Genomic DNA, 20,569 nt, shown 5'->3' with positions numbered 1-20,569 from the left:
TATAAGATATTAACAATGTCCTCCTAGAATATAACAGAAATGATAACCGGATTGCTGACAGATCAATGATCAAATTGTTATGGAGAATATCTGGAAAACAGGAGGACAATATGAAAAAATTACTAGTAATGGCAACAATGGGGTTAATGCTTACGACATTTACAATGCCTGTTCTAGCGGCTGACCAGAATGCTGCAGTGGATTCACTCTCACTTGGGGTTGGTGCTGATGAGACAGAGATCTATGTAAACTGGTACAGTAAGTCTGCTAATGCCGGAACCGTTCAATGGGCGAAAAAAGCAGATATGCCAGGTGAGGATTTCCCGCAGAAACATATGGAAGCAGCAGCCGTTACAGCGGCAGCTGAGAATAAAAGCGGCTATTACAGCAATAAGGTTGCTTTAACTGGGCTGGAAGCAAATACCCGGTATGTATATCGTGTAGGAAATGATGGAAGCTGGTCGGAGATATATGACTATGACACAGAAAATTTTGACGGCGGATTCAGCTTTCTTCTTGCTGGGGACCCTCAGATAGGGGCAGGATCCCAGGCATCGGATCAAAAGGGCTGGGAAGATACGCTGAATAAAGCAATGACCCAATTTCCGGAAAGCAGTTTTCTGATATCCGCCGGGGATCAGGTAAATACAAATAATAATGAAAGCCAGTATACCTCTTATCTGGCACCGGAAGAGTTGAAAAGCCTTCCGATTGCAACGAATGTTGGAAATCATGATACAAAAAGCAATGCTTACAGCGAGCATTTCAATATTCCGAATGTAGACCAGACAACAGTTACTGCAGGAGAATTCAGTGGAGATTACTGGTATAAATATGATGACGTATTATTTATGTCCATTAATTCCAACGATAAGAGTACTGCAAAACATAAACAGTTTCTGGAAGATACCGTAGCTGCACAGGGATCAGATGCAAAATGGAAAGTCGTAACCTTCCACCATTCCGTTTACAGTACTGCATCCCATACGCAGGACTCGGATATTATCCAGAGAAGAAATGAGCTGCCTCCTGTATTTTCTGATTTAGGCATAGATGCGGTCCTTATGGGACACGACCATGTTTACACCAGAACTTATATGATGAATGGAACAAATCCGGTTAAAACAGATAATGTAGAATCACAGGTTGTAAACCCTGCAGAGGGCGAAGTGCTCTATTTAACTGCAAACTCAGCCAGCGGAAGTAAATTTTACAGTATTATGAATTATGATTATCCATTTGCAGCCGTAAAAAATCAGGAAAGCGTACCAAATATAACAAATGTGAAAGTTACGGATACTTCTATGCAGTTTACTACATACCGTACAAGTGACATGAGCCTGGTAGATGATTTCACTATATATAAAGGGGTGGATGCAAATGGTGATTATACGGCACCGGTAATTACCGCCCCGGATAATGATACCGTTATTCTGGGAAAAGCATTTGATCCATTAGAAGGTGTAACGGCAATTGATAACAAGGATGGAGATATTACAGGTAAGATTAAAGTAGAAGGTACGGTAGATATTAATAAGGTGGGACAGTATACGTTAACTTATACCGTATCAGATACTGCCGGAAACGAAACAAAAATTGTACGTACAATAACAGTATTGGATGAGGATAAGACGGCACCTGAATTAAATGTGCCTGCGGCTACGGAGCTGTATACAGGCGATGAATTTGATCCAATGGATGGTATTACCGCAACAGATGAACGTGATGGAGATATCACGAAGTCTGTTACGGTAGAAGGCAGTGCAGACACCCAGACACCAGGGATTTATGAATTAACATACCGTGTTTCTGATGCTGCTGGAAATGAAACGGTCAAAAAGAGAATCGTTACAGTAAAAGAGTCCACCACAGAAGAGACAACGCTCATAACAACCCAGGATACTATCTGGAGGTATCTGGACAACAACACCGATCCGGCAGAAAACCTGGAAAGCAGAACCGCATGGACAGAAGAAAGCTTTGATGATTCTGTATGGAGTAGCGCAAAGGGAAGCTTTGGAGCAAAAAAAGGACAGATCGCTGATCTGGGCGGCGGATGCACTCCAAATACCCTTTTGACACAGTATATTGAAGGCACAAAAGATGATATCCCAACTTATTTTTTCCGAACAACATTTGATCTGGAGGATGCAGAAAAAGTTGTGGGTATGACTGGAAGCCTGATGTATGATGATGCGGCTATCGTTTATATCAACGGTGTAAAAGCAGCTTCCTATTACGATCCGGAAGGCGGTTTTGAAAGCAATATGTCTTACGGCGGTTCCAACAAGAGTAGTCCGTTGAATGGAACCTTCCAGCTGGAAGACTGGAGTATGTTAAAAGATGGTGTAAACACAATTGCAGTGGAAATCCACAATGGACGTATCGACAGCTCTGATGTATATTTTGATTTCCTGGATCTTACGGTTACGACTGAAAAAGAAATTGCGGATACGGTAGCACCTGTGATCAGCTTCCCGGAAAAAACAGAGATTTATGTAGGGGATGTATTTGATCCTATGGAAGGCGTAAGCGCATCAGATAATGCAGACGGAGATGTAACAGCAGATATTCAGGTACAGGGTAAGGTTGATGTATCCAGACCGGGTACCACGGAACTGGTATACACAGTTACGGATAAGGCAGGAAACAAAGGTGAAGCCGTAAGAAAAATAACGGTTATGGAAAAGGAACAGCCGGTGGTACCGGATAAGTCAGCACCAGTATTGAACATTCCTGCAAGTACGGTAATTACAGTAGGAAGTAAATTTGATAAAATGCAGGGAGTCAGTGCGAAAGATGACAGGGACGGTGATATCACTGCGAAGGTAACCTGTACCGGTGAGGTAGATTCTTCAAAACCGGGAACTTATACACTGACTTACCGTGTAAGTGATAAGGCAGGCAATACCGTAACCCAGCAAAGAACAGTAATTGTAAAGGCAGCACAGCAGGGAACAGATAAGCCTGCGGTTGTAAAAGCCTCGGGTGTAAAATTAAACCACAGCAGCATTACCATTCAAAAGGGTAAGAAGTATACTTGGTTAAAAGCAGCTGTTACTCCCAAAAACACAACCAATAAAAAGCTTACCTGGAGTTCCTCGAATAAAAAGGTAGCCGCTATAAATGCAAAAGGTGTGGTTACTGCTAAAAAAGAGGGAACGGCTAATATTAAAGTAAAGACAGCAAATGGCAAGAAAGATACCGTAAAAGTAAATGTTGTAGACAGGAAAATTAAAGTCTCTAAGATTTCAATGGATAAAAAAGCAAGGATGTATAGAGGGACAAAATTGGAACTGGATGCAGCAGTAAAACCGGTAAATGCTTCCAAGAAGAAAGTATCCTGGTCAACATCAAATAGTAAAATTGCCACAGTTAGCCCTAAAGGAGTTGTAAAAGCGAAAAAGACCGGTACGGTTAAAATTACATGTACGGCAAAGGATGGAAGCGGTAAGAAAGCGGTATGCAGTATTACTGTTGTGTCTAAGAAAAAGTAAATCACCATTTAGTAAGGGTAGAAATCCAATAATATAAATACGAATATGATTTGAATAAGAAATTTGAAACAGAGCTGCTGCAGTTAAACCGGAGTCCAAAAGGCTGAGTCAGGCGCCTTCTTCCTGCTGTTTACTGCCACTGCTCTGTTTTTGCGGAACAGGAGATTACAGATGTTAAAAAAATACGGGATGGATATAAAATGGATTGCATTTTTAGCTGTATTTATACTAACAATTGCAGTAACGTTCATTTTCTATCAAAAAACGGATATGTCCTATGAGTTTGCGGACTCCAGCACCATTCGCTACGTTAAGGGAAAAGTAACAGAGGTTTTGTCTGAGGAATTAGAGAAAGCAGATGGAAATGATCCACGTATACTGGGGACCCAGAAGGTAAGGGTATATATAAAAGAAGGGGAACAAAAGGGAAAAGAACTGGAATTTGACAACGTACTATCCACGACCCACAATATTTATGTAAAACCGGGACAGGCTGTTTTAATCAAGGCTGATATGCCAGAGGGGGCTGCACCTTACTACTCTATTTTTAACTATGACAGAACCGGGGGAATTGCAGCAATTGCAGTAATTTTTATTCTTCTGATGGCGCTGGTTGGCAGAAGTAAGGGAATCAAAAGTGTTATCGGGCTGCTCTATGTATTCCTATTAATCATAGGATTTCTCATACCTGCGATTTACAGCGGCTGGCCTCCTGTACTGGCGACGGTACTCATGGCAGTAACTGCATCTGGGGTATCCATGATTCTTCTGAACGGATTTTCGGCAAAAACCTGGACAGCTATTTTATCTACTATCGCTGGAATCTTGATAGCAGCATTTGTTTTTGCCATATTTGCCTGGATATTATCCGTAGACGGATATAAGCTGGATGAGGTAGAAGAATTGATTCTGGTTTCCAACAGTTCCGGTATGAAGGTTGGGGATATTCTGTTTGCAGGTACACTTGTTTCGTCACTGGGAGCCATTATGGATATGACCATGTCGGTGGCTGCGCCGTTGTATGAGATGCGAGAAGCTAATAATAAGATGAGTTCCAGGGAGATCTATAGAACCGGATTAAAGATTGGGAAAGATATGATAGGTACTATGTGCGAGACATTGGTTTTGGCATTTACCGGTACGGCAATCACTACGCTGCTGCTGTTAAAAGCCTATGGAATTCATATGGATCAGCTGTTAAGCTCTGATTATATTGCCATAGAACTGGCACAAGGGCTTACAGGGAGCATAGCTGTGATACTTGCAGTGCCGATAACTTCTCTGTTGGCGGGATTGATTGGAAAGAAAGGTGTTCATTATTTGTAACAGAGTAATCTGACTAGTGCATCCCGGCGTATTTACGCCGGGCGACACTAGACAGCAGAGCCTGTTTGAAAATTTATTCCTGTCATCTGCGCGCCCCATTGCGCATGGGATTTGCCCGGAAAATAGTCAGCACAGCCCGCTATGCCTCATATTTTCCGAACAATTATCCCAACAAAGTGTGGCGGACGGTTGTCAGAAAGCAATTTTCAAACATGCACTGGTTTCTTGTGCTTTATATGCAATATCAGTTAACCGCCCCAAATGACGACAGGTTACTTATATTTCTCATAATATTTTTCAGCTGAAGCATAATCCAGTTTAAAGCATCTTAGAAGTTTTTCAATAATTCGTTCACGGCAGATTCCCTCTTCAAGGTTATCCCTTACTAGGAATTCGATGCATAATTCTCGTTCCTGTTTTATGCCTAATGCAATTCCATTTTCCTGCCCAAGCTCCAATCCTTCCTTTTTTGCCATATATATAAGATGGTTATAGTCACGGATTGCTTTTTCCCTGGATTCGTATTCTATTCTTTTTGCGTCATCTGCACTTATATTTTTTAAGATCTGATACGCTTCATTTATGTACTCGTTCTTCTCTGCCATATCCTTGAAATCCTCCTCCCGCTTTCCGTTCAGAAATTTCGCCCATTGTAATAATTCGTTTTCCGGTTCTTCCCGATTCCCCAATTTGGGCAGTTCCAGTACATGGAACTCCAGTTTATCAGAATATAAGCTCCCCCGCGTGTCTTCCCGTAGATGAAAACAGGAATACCATTCATCCGTATCCTTTAAGAAATCAAAGTCCAGTATACTGATTTGGATACATTTCACAAGAACATCATAATTATCTCCGCTTATGATCTGATCTGTATACATCTTACAAGTGTAGAACAGGGTACGCTCTTCCCAGCACTGAAAAGGCAGGACCTGCATTTCCAGGTCTATCTGAGTGTTGTCATACATCATTACTCTTACATCCAGAATGCCAAGCTTTTGTGAATCACTTTCTTTTCGCAGGATAGTGTTTAGTAATACTGTTTCCTGAATCTCCTTCGGATCCAGATTTAAAAATGCTGCGATTAAACCTTTTCTGGCTTTCTCACTGTACATCAGCTCTTTAAAACAGAAGTCAACGGTAGGCAGCATGATAAACGGTTCTTTTTTCTCGGGTTCAGTATGGCTGTTACTTATTTTGGGCGAATTGTTCATAGTTAGTCCTCCTCTTACAGAAAGGCAGTTATCCTTTGCAGCGTAAGAGGTTGTTAGATATATTATAACGACTCACAGCTTGCATGGCAACGCCTTATATGAAATTTTACTTGTCGATTGGAAATTACCTGGCAGAATAGCCAGTGTTAAGAAATATTATATAAGGACATATTATCATAAAACATTATTTGGTGCAACATATTTCTTGAAAAAGTTACATATTGTGAAATGGAAATAAAGATCCTTTTAATAAGTGATTAACGGCAGCACATCGTGTTCTGATGATATACGCACAAAATGAGTTTGCCTGGTAATGGATAGCCTGAAATAGGGGAAGTCATGATTCGTTCGAATCACAACTACCCCTATTTCAGGCTATGCGTAGATATAAAAACAGCTAAAAAAAACGGGTTTAGCTGATTAAGGGACGCTTTGTAGATGGAGATGGTGCAACGGAAAGGTAAGTAAATACTCAGCTCTGCTCTACGCGGTTTTCTCAGCAGGGTGTAGACCTGGAGTTGTTCTTTTCTGGATGTAGCAGAGTGTGTTTCGGCAGTTCAGTGTGAAATGTGCGAAATACGATTAAGTTTTGCTTGCTTTCCTGATCACAGACTTAACTGGATATAGGTACTATAGCCATTAGTAGAATGATGAAACCATCTACAGTGATAATTATATCTGCTTTCTGCCAATAGCGTCCAGCATGCCCCCTTCTCTTTCCGTACACCATCTCCAGCTACAAAGCGTCCTCTTCTCAGCTAAACCCAAACTAAAGATGAAATTGTTCGCTCTACCCCTCCACAAAGCAAGATCAAAATACCACTATTTCAAAGTATTCATTATTTCACGTGCCTCGTCCGGTGTGGCAGTTTCGAAACCAATAGCCCGGATCAGATGTGCCAAACGTTCCACCAGCTCAAAGTTCATGGATGCAGATTTGCCGGGTGCCAGATAGGCGCTGTCTTCAAATCCAATCCGGACGATACTGGCACCCATTGCAATTGCTGCGGCTAGGAAGTTCCAGTTGTCACGTCCAAAATGAGTCACACCCCATTTGGCATTTGCGGGAACAAAGGAACGGAAAGCTGCAAGGCTTTCGACCGTAGGCTGCATACCTCCTTTGTGTCCGAATACCAGGTTATAAATAATCGGGTCCCGGAAGGGATATTCTTTTGCAGTCATTTCTATATTATGAATCATACCGATATCAAAAACTTCAATTTCCGGTATGGTTTTCTTATCATATACGGCTTTTGCACAGTAGCGGATATCCTCAAAAGAATTCTTGTATACGGCTTCACCAAGATTTGTGGAGCCGCCATTCAGGGATGCGGATTCTACTTTTACATAATCCAGAGGAGTGCAGCGTTCTTCAATGGTCAGATCGGAAACACCTCCGGTAGATGCCTGTACAAGTACATCTGTTTCAGCTAGTATTTTTTCAAAGCATTCCACCATAAATCCGGTATCCGCGGTAAGGGAACCATCCGGACGGCGGCAGTGCAGATGACACATTGCAGCACCGGATTCTACTGCTTTTTTAACATCCAGCGCCAGAGCATCTGCATCAATGGGAGTAGAGGCAGCTACCGGTGCCAGAGAAATAATAACTTTATTCATATTTATACCTATTGCATATTACAGGCTTGCCTGCAATACTGCCACAATAAAACTGGTTGAAAGAATCAATCGTGGCATCCTTTCTATATCATAATTTTCTTTCAACCTTTAGTCATTTCTATTTGCTAGTACTACAGTGAACGTTTTGTAATGTTCTATTTAATGCATTATATTTGGGTTTCGCTGAGGAAGGACGCTTTGTAGATGATAGGTAGTGTACGAAAAGAGAAGGGGGCAGACCAGGACATTGGTTTGGAATGCTTAACGCAGAACTGGTATTTTCTAACCTTCCGTACACTACCTCTCATCCACAAAGCGTCCTTCCTCAGCTAATCCCATTTAACATATTTCTTCTACAATGTCCCGCAATGTATTTACTTCCCCTACATTTCCGGGGAAGATAATATATGGCGTATTTGGAAATTTACTTTCATCGCCGGTTAGCCATACAGGGATTCCTTTTTTGATCTGGCCCATTACCAGTGCTTTTTTAACCTGAAGTCCTTTTGTGCCCACATCGCTGGATGTAATACCGCCTTTGGCAATGATAAAACGAGGCTTTACGGTGAGAAAACGGATGATACTTGTCAGGGCATCGGAGATGTGAACAGATGCCATAAGAATTTCATCTTTGTCTGCGGTATCAGGTACCAGAAGCCTGCGGCTGGTGTAGATGATTACTGTTTTGTTGGATCGGATCAGTGCTTCTGCCTGATCCAGGATACGCTGTACTTCTGCCTTTAATCCGCCATCCTGAAAATAAGAATTTACATTAAACTCCAGAAAAGTCAGGTCTTTTTCTGATTCCAGCAGGGCGTTTAACTGGTCTGTGGTCTTTTGGACGTGAGATCCAATAATTACAATTCCGCCTTTATCTTCCTTGCCGGCTATGAGGTCTTTCTTTGAAAGCAGTGGCACATCAGTTATCTGTCCCAGTACCTTTGGCAGAGCGGCGGCACTTCTTGCTATGAAATTTTTGCCCTTCCTGAGGGCACGTATCAGGCAGATACAGAATATCTTGATGTCTATGTAATCAATGGCATTTACGATAATTTTGGCAAAGCCGGAGGCAGACATCAGTTTATCTGTAATGTTGTCCAGCTCCAGTGATCTTAATTCTTCCAGTGAGATGGTGATGCAGTCTTCTTTGCGGAATCTTCCTTCACTTTTTTCTTCCACGTATTCCGTCAGATCGGAAGAGGTATAACCGAAGGTCTTATCTTTGGAAAATTCTGTATTTCCGGCTGGAATCAGGAAGCCGCCTTCTTTTACATAGTGGATATTGTTGATGGTGTATCGTCCGCCCTCTTTGAAAAAGGGACAGATAATTTCTCCGTCTGTAGGAATGTGGCAGTCTGTCTCCAGGGTGTCTTTTAAAACTTCTGTTTCCAGCGGATAGTGCCCACGCAGGGTAGAATCGCCCCGGGAAATCAGAAAAAATCCCTGACCGTTTTCTACAGCTGTTTTACCGATACGACGGGCAATCTGTGTGTGTACCCGGATGGTTTGTTCCCTGAAAAAACTACGGGAGTTTGTTAACAGGAAAAACATATCTTCTTTGGATGTAAAAGCCTGATTTATGGCAGACTCTTCCCAGTCCGTATAGACATATACGTCATGAACAGTCTGGATGCCGGTAGGATCATCATCCAGAACCACTATTTTTTTATGAAAATCCTGGTATTCCGACCGCAGCATAAGGTCGATATGTTCAGTATCTACAGAAGGGTATTTGTCCAGGACATCTAATGTTAAGGCCTCTGTAGTTTGCGCATTCTGTTTCATAGATAACATCTCCTTTGGGATTTAGAGCGAGTTTAAATTACCTGTTTCCAAAATTTATAATGATCGTTAATGGTTTGTTCGATTCCGGTAAAATCTTTCCTGGAAATCATGGTTAGCATTTCAGTATGAAGACGGATAAAATCGTCGGTATCATCTTCCGCTAAGACCATTTTCACAGCATTTTTCCGGGAAGGTATGGTTATACGGTCCACATAGGTATACATGCTGAGCAGCAGCTGATTTTGGGAGGCATTTGTCAGAGCCATATGAAAATCAATGTCTGCATTTAAGACGGTCTCAATATCCTTATCTTTTTTGGAAACGGCATTTATCAGGTTTTCCAGGCAGCCTTCTATATGGGCAATCTGCTCCGGTGTAATGGTGTGCATAATTTGCTGCATAATACCGATATCCAGTACTTTTCGAAGCTGGATAATTTCATCCGATGAATTCTTCTCAAGAAGAATACCATAGAGCATAGGGTCCAGCATCTTCTGGCTGTACCGGTCATTTACGAATGTACCGTCGGGGCGTTTGATATAGACTACGCCGTAGGCTTCCAGGATTTTGATTGCTTCCCGGATGGAGTTGCGCCCCACCTCAAAGGTGGCGCAGAGGCTGGTTTCCGTAGGCAGCTTATCTCCGGGCTTTAATTCTCCGTTTATAATGGCATCGGTAATTTGGTTTACGATCCGGCTGACAATTGATTTGTTTTGCAAAGATCTCGAAAGGATAGGTGTGTCAGTTTTTGATTGGGCCATATAGGCACCTCCTTTTCTGGGGTAGTGGAAGCAGCGTATCTTTTAGGATACGCCTATTTATAAGCCACAGGCATCCAGATCTTCATTTCACCAAATCCCCTGTTGTCCCATGCAAAGTATGGGATCAGGCGGATATGGGTCGTGGACATTCCGTGATAACGCAGGGTCTGATAGAGGGAATCACGGTTATATTCTTCTCTGTTAATGCGGTATACATCACCTTCCAGTGCGGCAAGGTCCCTGCCGCCTATAGTATAGGCAACCGGAGTGAATTCGGCGTCCAGTTTCCATAAAAGGTCATCTAAAGTTTCTACATCTGCATCCGGGCTTTCTATACAGTATACCAGAGGTCCGCGCTCAAGTGCAGCCTGATTATTCGTTTCTTCCACCAGAGCATGCGCAGTAGATAAACGGGCAGGCATATCAAATGAAACTGTTACATCGGATACAGTGTCCGGGTTGATACAAATCTTCTTATAGGTCTGGCTGTCATTTTGGGTAAGACAGATGTTCGTCTCTCCCCCAATGGTAATAGTTCCGTTTTCTACCCAGCCCGGAATGCGGACATTTAGATAGATTGGTGTCTTATGATCCGGGGACGCATATTTCAGGTCTTCAATGTGAAAGGATATATTTCCGTCATAAGGATAGTTCGTATCCTGGATTAGTGTAAAGGATGCGCCGCAGGGAAGCTCAATCTGGGAGCGGCTTGCACCGTACATACCCATCCAGAGGGTGTCATCCGATACGGTATAGGCATATTCACTGGACTGGGCAATGGTTCTGGCAAGGTTTGGAGGGCAGCAGTAGCTTAAGATATACTCGCTTCTTTCCAGTGGCCAGATCAATTCGTAATCCAGTTTCTTTGCTCTGCGCAGCATGTTTTCATAGAAATATTTCTTGCCATCCATGCTGACAGCAGCGAGGTTTACATTCAGCATAGTACGTTCGATAATATCAAAATACTCAGCCTTCGGATCAGCCTGGAACATACGGTAAGCCCAGAATACACTTCCGATAGAAGCGCAGGTCTCGTTATAAGCGGTGATATTGGGAAGCTGGTATTCATATCCGTAAGCCTGGTGGATCTTCTGGTCAATGAAGAAGTTGCCATAGGGTGAGGTTCCGTTATAAAGGGCTCCGCAGCCTCCGGTTATGTAGATCTTCTTATCAACCAGGTTGCGCCAAACTTTATCCAGCATTTCCTTATATTCTGACTCGCCTGTTTCAGCATACAGATCCGCAACACCTGCATACAGATAGTTGGAACGCACTGCATGTCCTAAAATCTTATCGTGTTGTTTTAGGGGGATACGGTCCTGGTTATCATCGGTACCATCTTTTACAGAGTCACGTAACTCAATAGCAAGCTTTGCAAGTTCCAGATATTTTTTGTCACCTGTTGTCCGGTACATTTCAATGAGACCCATGTAGTGGGATGGGCATACGGCGGTCTGTACTTCCCCGTTTTTAGCGTTATCCTGATACATCTGGTCAAGGTAAATGGCAGCTTTTTTAGCAATCTCCAGAAAGTTCTCTTTCCCGGTGATCCGTTTGTAAAGGCAGGCCGCAGTAAATAAATGTCCAAAGTTGTAAACCTCAAAATCATTGATATCACCTAAACGTGCAATACCGTTATTCTGGCGTTCGCCCAGAATCTGCTTGGTGGAAATATATCCATCTTCCAACTGGGCACGCCCAATGAGGTCAATATAATCATCCAGCTGATCTAAAAGTTCCTGATTTCCGTTTTTAGCGGCGCTGTACATTGCGGACTCCATCCATTTGTAAAAGTCCCCGTCGCCAAAGTTGGTTCCGTCAAAGGTACCTTCTGCCTCTCCGGCACAAATCCGGAAGTTTTCCACAACATGGCTGATATCCTTAGCTTCAAACATACTTTGTAAATGAGGAACTGTATCACCGGCACATGCGGTAAATGCATCTGCCCAGAATCCCCTGGTCCAGTTAACGGCATTCCAGGGGAGAGGGGATACTTTTGAAAAAGGGGATTTTGTAGTATTAGTTAGCATGATAAAACCTCGCTTTCCATCTTTGATTAATTATTAATAGTATCTGGTAGTCCATAAACTGGAAGCTTCCATAATATGTATTCCTGCGGGCAGGGAACCGGACGGCAGTCCTGCGGCGGGGAGTCTGGTTCAGAAATTAAATCAGACCTTTCATACGCAATGCTTCTTTTAAAGCTGCCGCCCCGTAACGTGGGCTGGAAACTACCGGCTTACCATAAGTTTCTGCGATTAACTCTTCGCAGTAAGCCATGGAGCCCTGACATAAAAGAATTACATCTACATCCTGACAGATTTCTCCGGCTTTTTTCAGAAGAAGTTCCCTGAACTGTTCCTGATTCAGTCCGAATGCACCATCAATTAAGCCGTCTGTCAGTGTTACTGGTTTTCCGATTTCCCTGGCAACACGCAGAATGGTATTTTTAGTTGGTTCTAAAGTGGTGGGAAGTGTAGCCAGTACTCCGATACGGGAACCCTGCCTTGCAGCATCCCGGCACATTTCTTCATCTACCCTTACAATAGGCACACCGAGGTATTTGCCCATGTCCTGTACACAGTCAGCCGCTTCTCCGACAGAAGAGCAGATATTCAAAACGGCATCTGCGCCATCCTGAACTGCTTTCAAGAACATGGTAATCAGTCTGGCAGCAGCATTTGCAGTCACATATCCATGATCTCTTGTTTCAGAAAGGATGGAAGGGTCTTCGTAACTCATCAGTGTTACTTCCTCTGGGAGCTGGCACTTTACTTCACGTTCTACTAATTCAATTAATTCTGGTGTGGTGCTTGTATACACTAATCCTATTTTCATGATTTTACCTATAATATATTGCAGGCTTGCTGCAATACTGCCACTTATTAAACGGGTTGAAAGAATCTCTGTGTGGCGTCCTTTCTATTTCATAATTTTCTTTCAGCCATTTTCCTGTTACGCAGTTTTGGATTCATAACTTCTTATCCAACGTTCAACGTAGGATGTTGAAATATAACCCTATATTCTCACATAATACAAGATTTGTAAAGATAGGAATTGTGCATAAAATAAAAAGGTTATTTTGTAAGTATTGTACAAGATCTTTTGAGAAAGAAGAAATTGGCATTGTAAGACTGTAAAGATTAGTGTATTTTAAAGTAGAGTGCAGATGAAAAATGTAGTGATTTTTCCGCTTTTTGAGATTTTCAGGAAAAGTGGAACTGAAATGGAGAAAACGAATGAAAAAGATTGCAAGATGGTTTGGAAGGTGTAAGATCAAGGATCAGATCAGAACAGCGATTATTGCCCTGGCTGTTTTTTCGACGGTATTGCTGGGAGTTCTCAGTTACTTTCTTTCCAAACATATTATTGAGCGGAATTACCAGGAGGACTTTTCCTATAACCTGGAGATCTCGGATGAGATTACCGATATTCAGTTAAATAATATAATAGAGCTAACCAGAAATCTTCTGGTGAATCCCAGTTTTATGTCTGTTTTTAAGGAATCCGGTACAAATAAAAACAAGGATTTTTCCAGTACCCAGAGGCATACGCTGGAATCCTATCTGGGCAGAATTGCAACCCAGGAAACCCTGATTGGTGAGATTATTGTATTGGATAACACAGGAAAACTCTATACATATTCCGCTAATTCCGGTGAGAGTGTTTCCTATCATATCCAAAATGTGCTGGAAACCAGTTGGGTGAAGGAGATGAACGAAGCTAACGGGAAAGAAGTATTTTACGGGCAGAATATTCTGAATCCGGATAAGAACCGGGGAATGGTATCCATGGGGAAATTACTGGTAGATCCGGGGAACTATGAGGGAATCGGATATATGGTGGTAAATATTCGGCAGAAGATATTTGAAAAGGCCTTTGGCTCTACTCACCGGGCAAACCAAAGCGTATCTTTTATGGTGGTAGATGATAAAAAACATAACTCCATTATGTATTTCAGAGGAAACGAAGAAGATCAGGAACAGATTGAACAGGAGTATTTCCGGGGCTCCGGATTTGGGAATCAGTTTGTATTTGCCAGTGTGGAAAATGATCCCACGGGCTGGAAAATGGTGAGTATTATACGAAAAAGTGAACTTACCAGGGACAGTAATGTAATCGGGGCTATCATAATGGGAATCATTCTGATGCTGGTAATTTTAGGATTTTATATTTCCCGGGTTATATCCGGTAAAATCTATGAACCTCTCCGAAAACTGGAGAATACCATAGAGGAAGTGGGTGAGGGTAACAGAAATATCACCGAAGAATTTGATTCCAGTGAAGTTGGGCAGATTGGCAATAAATTCAAGCAGATGGTCAACAATAACCTGGAGCTTCGTGAACGTCTGCTTTCCAGTGAGTTAAAGGAAAGAGAATCGGAACTACTGCTTTTGCAGTCTCAGATTAATCCTCACTTTTTATATAATACTATGGATTCCCTTTATTGTATGGCGGTAATCCACGAGGCAGATGATATGGCACAAATGGTAGATGCGCTGTCCCGTACTTTTAGGCTGAGCCTGAACAAGGGGAATAAACTGATCAAAGTCGCAGATGAAGTGGCCCATATTAAGTCTTATATGGAAGTACAGAACTTCCGTTATAATAATCGCTTTGAACTGGGGCTTGATATCCCGGTAGAGTTGGACGATGTCTATATTTTGAAATTTATCCTCCAGCCGTTTGTGGAAAACGCGATGTATCATGGGCTGGAACCACAGATAGGAAAAGGGAGCATTCAGGTAGGTGCTGTCAGGGAAGATGAAAAAATTATTTTTACCATTGTGGATGACGGCGTGGGAATAGCTGATTTGTCTGTATTGGAAAAAGGATATGGAGTACGAAATGTAAGAGAGCGAATTGCGCTGTATTACGGAGAAGGATATGGAGTCAGATTTGACAGTGAGCCGGGAGTGGGGACAAAGGTTACGGTCACGGTAGGCTTGTCTTATCAGGAAGGAGTAATTGCAAATGAAAAGAGTAGTGATCGTTGATGATGAATATATTGTAGTAAATGGAATAAAAGCCATGATCGCCAGAGAAAAAATGGATTTCGAGGTAGTTGGATTTGCCTATGACGGGATTGAGGGGCTGCGTGTGATCCTGGAAGAAAAGCCGGATCTGGTTATTACGGATATCCGTATGCCCGGTATGGACGGACTTTCTTTAATTGAAGAAGCAAGAGAATACACGCCGGATACAGTTTTTGTAGTGATCAGCGGATATCAGGAATTTGAGTATGCCAGAAAGGCCCTCCTGCTTGGTGTCAGGGGTTATATCGATAAGCCCATAACAATGGACAAGATACGTGACACCATGCAGATGACCGAAAGCCTGCTGGCGGACAGGGCGGATCAATCCCGTAAAGAGGAAACCCAGACCAGGAAGAAAGAATTTCAGGATATCAGTCAGGAATTAATGCATTCCATAGAAGAAGCTGATATTAGATCATATGAAGAAATACTTTCCGGTACGTTAGAAGCGCTTCAAAATTATACGGACACACTGGAAGAATATAAGAAAGAAAGCTACAAAATGGTCTGTCTTGCTCTGGGCATTTATTTTGAAAAGCGCAGAGAAAGAAAGGAAGAACAACATTTTCCATCTTATCAAAATGTGGAAAATATGGAATCTTATGAAGAGGTCAATACATTTGTAGAAGAAATATTCCGATCCATGCTTCAAAGAATGGAGGTTACAAAGATCGGAGGGATGCACCGTACTGTAGAAAAGCTGCTGACCTATATTAATGAGAATTACCATCGGGATATCGGACTTGCGGAACTGGCGGATATGGTAGCTATGAATCCGGCATATCTTAGCATTCTGTTCAAAGATGAAGTTGGTATGAGTTACATTAAATATCTGACAAAGACCCGGATGGAACATGCAAAAGAACTTCTGAACCAGGGCTATAAGGTCATAGAGGTCAGCGAGAAGGTAGGGTACAGCAATTATCGTTATTTTTGCGATATTTTTAAAAAAAATGTGGGGCAGACGCCGAATGAGTATAAGGGCACGGTGCGGAGGAAAAGTGAGTAATGAGGGGGATGAGGTAGCGTCCCCTTACTCAGCTAAACCCAGGACAAATCCTTCCGCATAAAAAGCCTCATCTAATAAAAGCTTTTCAGTGTGAATCAGAGTCTGCCCGCCCTTGCATTCAAAGGGGAGGGACTGCCCTGTACGCATGGAGCGGATTTCCCGGATATCAGCATCAATGGTCAGGGATAGCATATTGGGAAGGTCAGGGATTTCATCATACAGAAAGTAAGCATAGATATTCCCTGATTTTTGTGTATATTTTATCCGCTCCTGGAAATAGGGTGGAATAATTGATGTCTCATAGATTCCATCACCGAACAGAGCCAGCCATTTTCCCATATTTTTAATGGACTCTACGGCCGGTTTCGGAAGTTCGCCGTCGGGCTGAGGGGCAATATTGAGCGCAAGGTTTCCGCCCTTACTTACCACATTCAGCAGCATGTGGACCAGTTCCCTGCCTGTTTTAAAATGATCGGTATAATGAAAGGAAAATCTTTCGCCAACGGTGGCACAGGTCTCCCATGGAATGAACAGTGGCTGGTCAGGAATCTGTTTTTCCGGAGTGATAATATTTTCGTAAGGCCCTCCAACACAGCGGTCACAGACGATCAGATGGGGCTGTGTGGTGCTGCGCAGGGTCTCCACTACCTTTTCCAGATGGATGTCCTGGTCCAGATTATCCTTGCTGACCCATCCGCCATCCAGCCAAAGCACATCTATTTTTCCGTAGTTTCTTCCCAGTTCCAGAATTTGCCGGTGGGTGAATTCTTCAAATTTTTTCCACAGATCAGGGTGTTCCTTGATGTTATAATTCATATTCCTGGTTGGTGCCGTCCCAAATTCGCTGTGCCAGTAATAATCGCTGTGCCAGTCCGGTTTGGAGAAGTAAGCAGAGATGGCAAGTCCTTCTTTGCGGAAAGCATCATACAGGGAGCCTGCAATATCAGCATAGGGGCTGGTGTGAAAAGGACAGGATTCATGCGTAATTTTGTAATCGGTAGTTTCTGAATCAAACATGCAGAATCCATCGTGGTGTTTGGTAGTGAACAGGAGATACCGGAAGCCGCATTCCTTAGCCAGGCTTGCCCAGCGGTCGGGACGGAATTTCACTGGATTGAAAGTCTTATTTGCATTTATATACTGCTCCTTGAAGGTGGGGATGTCGGTCCAGTCCACGTCCTCCTGTGACCAGGACCCGTCTCCGTCAGAGAGAGGCCAGGATTCATAAGTTCCCAGCTGGCACCCGGGCGCCCAGTGCATCATAAGTCCCAGTTTTAATCCCATAAACCAGTTGATGTGTTCCTGTACAGCAGGACTGTCCGCAGGAACATATTTTTCGGCATCGGTATAGGTATGAATTCCATTAGTTACAACTTGTTCTTTCATCGTTATTCCTCCATTTTTAGGTTAAGGTGTTTCAAATGTAATGCGGGCAGTGAGAATGCCCCGCTCTTTCCGGTAAGTCAGTCCGCTTGCTCCCTTGAAATTTAAACGGATCCGCTCATTGATGTTGCGGATGCCAAATCCGTTGGACACTTTTAGTGCGGTATCTTCGGAGTGGTCTAAGAATTTGTTGAGTTCTCCTGCATCACAGCCTACACCGTCATCTGTGATGTCAATAATGACAGTACGGGCTGAGCGGTAAATATGTACCAGGATGTGAAGATCTTTTTTACTTTCCACCAGACCGTGGGAAATAGAGTTTTCAATCAGCGGCTGGAGGGTAAATTTGGGGATGTATACGGTGTTCAGATCCTCCGTGGCATCAACATCCAATACCAGGTTCTGGGAGTGGCGCAACTGCTGGATGTTGATATATTCCTGAATGTTTTGCAGTTCACTTGAGACAGGAACAAGCTTATCCGGTTCTGTAATGCTGTACCTCATAAGGTTTGCAATGGATGAGACAATTTCTGCAATTTCATCTTCGTTTTTTGAAAGAGCCATCCAGTTCACGATATCCATGGCATTAAATATGAAATGTGGATTGATCTGGGCCTGTAGTGCACGCAGTTCGGAACGTTTCTGCTGTTCGGTCTGCTCCTGAATATCCTGAATTAACTGGTTATTGTGGGAAATCAGCTGTGAAAAGCTGTCACAGAGCATGACAATTTCCTTATCTTTGGAAAAATGCAAGGTATCTACTGAAAAATTTCGTGTATCGTGTATTGTGCTGATCGTCTGCGCCATACGGATGATAGGGCGTGTAAAACGATTGGATATCAAATAAATGCCCGCCATCAGCACGAGAAAGATCAGGAATACAAACAACAGATAAAAGCGCATCAGATGGCTGAGCTGAGTCTGGATATCCCTGTAAGGTGTCAGAAACAATATTTTCAGATCATATCGCTGCAGGGAATTCAGACTCATTACATACCGCTGGTTATCCAGAGTGACAATTTCGCCGCCAAATGCCTGTCTTGCCATAAACCGGTCACAGGCTTCCAGGTACAGGGATTTTTGGGCATTGCTTAGGAATAAAAGTTCCTGCTGGCTGGTGAAAATTGCATATCCGCTGTTATCACTGATCGGATCAAGAGAAAAAGTACGTGCCAGGTCTTTGGCTGCAATGCTGATTACCATCACCCCCTGTCCTTCTTTGGAATAGGGGCCTGTATAGTAGTTATTATGAATAATCTGTGCAAAACAGAAATTCTTTGTTTCCGGATCCAGAAAAATACGGCTTCTTTTTCCCGATTCGATCAATTGCAGATACCAGCTCTCTTTCTTTACCTCGGTATCCGAAAAAATGTTGCTGGAAGAGACAAAAGGATTGGTATTCAGGGTCTGACTGTCGAAGAATTCTGCAATCGGAAGGCTGTCGTTCAGAAACAGCGTATTTTTCAGATACAGGCTGCTGCCCAGAATCTGACCAGTGGAATAATGGGAAAACTGGTTTGTAATGGATTGCCGGATCTTAATTTTCTCCAGGGAGTCTTTCACGGTTCCGGTGCTTAGGTAAATGCCGATTGCTTCGTCCCCAATGATTCTCAGGGAGGTCTGACGGATGGAATCCAGGAAACTCTCTACCATATTTGAATTCATAGTAACAGCTGATTTCTGATAACGCATAATTTCAGTTTCATATCCCTGGCGGAAGAGTATGAAGATAAAGGCATATGACAAGAGCGTGATTACTAATATTCCGCAGGAAAAGGCTAAAAATATTTTCTTTTTAATTCCCATGTTTCCTCCGTCTACTCAGATGTTTTTTTCAGATTCAGCGACTTTTGAATACATAAGTTGCGGTACTCGCTTGGCTTCATATTCATTTGTTTTTTGAAATATTTAGCAAAATATCTGGAATCCTCGTATCCGGATTTCAGAGCTACATCAGAAATGGAATACTGTACGTCGCTCAAGAGTTCCTTTGCCTTTTCCATACGCAGATTCGTCAGATAAGTACTCAGATTTTCACAGGTAGATTGCTTGAAAATGGTACTTAGATAAGAGATTGATACATTCATGGAATCCGCCAGATACGAGATATTAAATGACGGGGAATCAAAATGTTTCTGCATATATTCCCGTGCCGTCTCAATTAACGTGTCGGTACTTGCATGACGTTGTCTGCTGCTGGCAGTCATTACGTCGCTGTAGCGGGTGATAATAAAATTTATCTTTTCCTCAGGGCTTGGAAGATCATAAAACTGACTCAGCGTTTTGGATTTCGATGTGTCTAATACAGACTGAGAGATATTCAGCTGTTCAAAATAGGAATACAGATAATTCAGAAGCTGGGTTCCCAATGCATTGCCTTCCTGACTTTTCATAGGAGCAAAGTATTCTTCAGAAGAAAAATAAGAATCAAAAAATTTCAAATCACATTGTCTTAGCGCTGTTAGTATCTCATCTTTTAAAGAAGGACTCCATGATTTCAGATATGTGTCCTTGCTGAATTTTTTTTCCTGATTGATTCGCAGCAGCAATCCTTCCAGATCCTGGAGCTTCTGTCTTGTTACGGGCTTTAGAATGTAATCCGTCACTCCGTATTGGATTGCTTTCTGGGCATATGTAAACTCCCCGTGGGCACTTAACAGAATCAGTTTTATTTCCCAGTTCCGCGAAAAAATCTCTTTCGCCAGTTCCAGTCCATCCATCACAGGCATCTTGATATCCGAAATAATAACATCCGGAGGAGATAGCTCTATCAGTTCCAGAGCGTCTTTGCCATTGGAAGCAGTTCCGGTCAGGGTTCCTTCAAATCGCTTCCAGTCCAGCATGGATATCAGGCCTTCCACAGCGTACTTTTCATCATCAATTAATAATATATTCATAATTCTCCCTTCATTCATACAGGTATTTTGGCCTTTTGTTTGCA

At 42.6% G+C, this 20,569-nt stretch carries 14 protein-coding genes; 4 read left to right on the top strand and 10 right to left on the bottom strand.

Going from position 1 to position 20,569, the window contains the following annotated elements:
• Nucleotides 1-110 precede the first annotated feature (110 nt).
• Together RHS_RS31770 and RHS_RS23480 are read left to right on the top strand one after the other, a co-directional pair.
• Nucleotides 111-3,497: an immunoglobulin-like domain-containing protein gene (locus RHS_RS31770; RefSeq protein WP_395023433.1), complete on the top strand. Its 3,387-nt coding sequence runs from the start codon at nt 111-113 to the stop codon at nt 3,495-3,497.
• Nucleotides 3,498-3,668: 171 nt separating this feature from the next.
• Nucleotides 3,669-4,823 (top strand): YibE/F family protein, encoded by a 1,155-nt coding sequence (locus tag RHS_RS23480; protein WP_047834524.1) that lies wholly within the window; start codon nt 3,669-3,671, stop codon nt 4,821-4,823.
• Between the two features lie 47 nt (nt 4,824-4,870).
• Here RHS_RS23480 and RHS_RS31765 read toward each other — a convergent pair whose 3' ends face one another.
• The 7 genes from RHS_RS31765 to RHS_RS23450 all read right to left on the bottom strand — a co-directional run bounded on the left by RHS_RS31765 (nt 4,871) and on the right by RHS_RS23450 (nt 13,038).
• Nucleotides 4,871-4,966, bottom strand: coding sequence for a DUF6783 domain-containing protein (locus RHS_RS31765; protein WP_395023436.1), 96 nt, complete (start codon nt 4,964-4,966; stop codon nt 4,871-4,873).
• A gap of 129 nt (nt 4,967-5,095) precedes the next feature.
• Complete coding sequence (locus tag RHS_RS23475) at nt 5,096-6,034, bottom strand: Rpn family recombination-promoting nuclease/putative transposase (protein ID WP_047834523.1); 939 nt, start codon at nt 6,032-6,034, stop codon at nt 5,096-5,098.
• An 822-nt stretch (nt 6,035-6,856) separates the two neighbouring features.
• Nucleotides 6,857-7,654: a 3-keto-5-aminohexanoate cleavage protein gene (locus tag RHS_RS23470; RefSeq protein ID WP_047834522.1), complete on the bottom strand. Its 798-nt coding sequence runs from the start codon at nt 7,652-7,654 to the stop codon at nt 6,857-6,859.
• A 339-nt stretch (nt 7,655-7,993) separates the two neighbouring features.
• Entirely contained in the window at nt 7,994-9,439 is a 1,446-nt protein-coding gene (locus tag RHS_RS23465; protein ID WP_047834521.1) for a four-carbon acid sugar kinase family protein, read from the bottom strand.
• Between the two features lie 32 nt (nt 9,440-9,471).
• Complete coding sequence (locus RHS_RS23460; RefSeq protein ID WP_044289599.1) at nt 9,472-10,200, bottom strand: FadR/GntR family transcriptional regulator; 729 nt, start codon at nt 10,198-10,200, stop codon at nt 9,472-9,474.
• Nucleotides 10,201-10,253: 53 nt separating this feature from the next.
• The gene (locus RHS_RS23455; protein WP_047834520.1) at nt 10,254-12,230 is read right to left on the bottom strand and encodes a glycoside hydrolase family 127 protein; all 1,977 of its coding nucleotides are present in this window, start codon (nt 12,228-12,230) and stop codon (nt 10,254-10,256) included.
• A gap of 136 nt (nt 12,231-12,366) precedes the next feature.
• A complete protein-coding gene (locus RHS_RS23450; protein WP_047834519.1) occupies nt 12,367-13,038 on the bottom strand; it encodes an aspartate/glutamate racemase family protein in 672 nt (223 codons plus the stop codon).
• Between the two features lie 401 nt (nt 13,039-13,439).
• Between RHS_RS23450 and RHS_RS23445 the strand changes: the two genes are divergently transcribed.
• Nucleotides 13,440-15,197, top strand: coding sequence for a histidine kinase (locus tag RHS_RS23445; RefSeq protein WP_047834518.1), 1,758 nt, complete (start codon nt 13,440-13,442; stop codon nt 15,195-15,197).
• Nucleotides 15,175-16,245 carry a response regulator gene (locus RHS_RS23440; RefSeq protein WP_047834517.1) on the top strand — a complete coding sequence of 357 codons (1,071 nt, stop codon included), beginning with the start codon at nt 15,175-15,177 and terminating at the stop codon, nt 16,243-16,245. Before RHS_RS23445 ends, RHS_RS23440 begins: the two co-directional genes overlap by 23 nt.
• A 24-nt stretch (nt 16,246-16,269) precedes the next feature.
• On the opposite strand, the gene RHS_RS23435 is transcribed toward RHS_RS23440, so the two are convergent.
• The 3 genes from RHS_RS23435 to RHS_RS23425 form a co-directional block, all read right to left on the bottom strand.
• A complete protein-coding gene (locus RHS_RS23435; RefSeq protein ID WP_047834516.1) occupies nt 16,270-17,631 on the bottom strand; it encodes an alpha-L-fucosidase in 1,362 nt (453 codons plus the stop codon).
• A gap of 21 nt (nt 17,632-17,652) precedes the next feature.
• Entirely contained in the window at nt 17,653-19,434 is a 1,782-nt protein-coding gene (locus RHS_RS23430) for a sensor histidine kinase (RefSeq protein WP_047834515.1), read from the bottom strand.
• An 11-nt stretch (nt 19,435-19,445) separates the two neighbouring features.
• Nucleotides 19,446-20,569 (bottom strand): response regulator (locus RHS_RS23425; protein ID WP_395023431.1); only part of this gene is annotated, 1,124 nt, incomplete at its 5' end.

Origin of the sequence: Robinsoniella sp. RHS (assembly GCF_001029355.1) — a bacterium.
GTDB classification, from domain to species: domain Bacteria; phylum Bacillota; class Clostridia; order Lachnospirales; family Lachnospiraceae; genus Robinsoniella; species Robinsoniella peoriensis.
The sequence above is the reverse complement of the archived record's forward strand: the minus strand, read 5'-3'. Positions and strand labels throughout refer to the sequence as shown.

Excerpts from the sequence above, each read along its gene's own strand:
- RHS_RS31770 (WP_395023433.1), top strand. The coding sequence starts at position 111 with ATGAAAAAATTACTAGTAATGGCAACAATGGGGTTAATGCTTACGACA.
- RHS_RS23480 (WP_047834524.1), top strand. The coding sequence starts at position 3,669 with ATGTTAAAAAAATACGGGATGGATATAAAATGGATTGCATTTTTAGCT.
- RHS_RS23475 (WP_047834523.1), bottom strand. The coding sequence starts at position 6,034 with ATGAACAATTCGCCCAAAATAAGTAACAGCCATACTGAACCCGAGAAA.
- RHS_RS23470 (WP_047834522.1), bottom strand. The coding sequence starts at position 7,654 with ATGAATAAAGTTATTATTTCTCTGGCACCGGTAGCTGCCTCTACTCCC.
- RHS_RS23465 (WP_047834521.1), bottom strand. The coding sequence starts at position 9,439 with ATGAAACAGAATGCGCAAACTACAGAGGCCTTAACATTAGATGTCCTG.
- RHS_RS23460 (WP_044289599.1), bottom strand. The coding sequence starts at position 10,200 with ATGGCCCAATCAAAAACTGACACACCTATCCTTTCGAGATCTTTGCAA.
- RHS_RS23455 (WP_047834520.1), bottom strand. The coding sequence starts at position 12,230 with ATGCTAACTAATACTACAAAATCCCCTTTTTCAAAAGTATCCCCTCTC.
- RHS_RS23450 (WP_047834519.1), bottom strand. The coding sequence starts at position 13,038 with ATGAAAATAGGATTAGTGTATACAAGCACCACACCAGAATTAATTGAA.
- RHS_RS23445 (WP_047834518.1), top strand. The coding sequence starts at position 13,440 with ATGAAAAAGATTGCAAGATGGTTTGGAAGGTGTAAGATCAAGGATCAG.
- RHS_RS23440 (WP_047834517.1), top strand. The coding sequence starts at position 15,175 with ATGAAAAGAGTAGTGATCGTTGATGATGAATATATTGTAGTAAATGGA.
- RHS_RS23435 (WP_047834516.1), bottom strand. The coding sequence starts at position 17,631 with ATGAAAGAACAAGTTGTAACTAATGGAATTCATACCTATACCGATGCC.
- RHS_RS23430 (WP_047834515.1), bottom strand. The coding sequence starts at position 19,434 with ATGGGAATTAAAAAGAAAATATTTTTAGCCTTTTCCTGCGGAATATTA.